This window comes from Microcoleus sp. B4-D4 (assembly GCF_036705185.1).
Lineage (GTDB): Bacteria > Cyanobacteriota > Cyanobacteriia > Cyanobacteriales > Microcoleaceae > Microcoleus.
This window is the reverse complement of sequence record NZ_JAUBTX010000016.1, coordinates 1-398: the sequence shown is the minus strand read 5'-3', so window position 1 is coordinate 398 and position 398 is coordinate 1. Positions and strand designations below refer to the sequence as shown.

Here is a 398-nt window from a genome sequence, read left to right as displayed (position 1 = left end):
GCGATCGCACCAGACGGTAAAACAGCGATTTCCGCTTCATGGGATAGTACCCTGAAAATCTGGGATTTACTCACAGGTAAAGAGGTTGCTAGTTTCAGCGGAGAATGTGCGTTTAACGGCTGTGCTTTTGCCCCTGATGGAGTGACAGTTGTAGCGGGGGATTCGTCGGGCCGGGTGCATTTCCTGCGTTTGGAGGGAGTTAGCGGCGGGGGATAATTCAATACGGTTTACTTAAGACGATCCCCCCTAACCCCCCTTAAAAAGCAGGGTGGATTAATTGTCGAGAGGACAAATCAAGACTATGAATGCTATTGACCGACATTATGCGAGGCATTTAACAGGTTTATCTAGACCAGATAAATCAAAAAGCAACTCACTCAAATCTTCTATTTGATTAG

The 398-nt window shown here is 46.5% G+C and carries 1 protein-coding gene; it reads left to right on the top strand.

Annotated elements, in window-relative coordinates; translation table 11 throughout:
* Positions 1–216 (top strand): WD40 repeat domain-containing protein (locus QUB13_RS14230; protein ID WP_442922168.1); only part of this gene is annotated, 216 nt, incomplete at its 5' end.
* Positions 217–398: the final 182 nt, after the last annotated feature.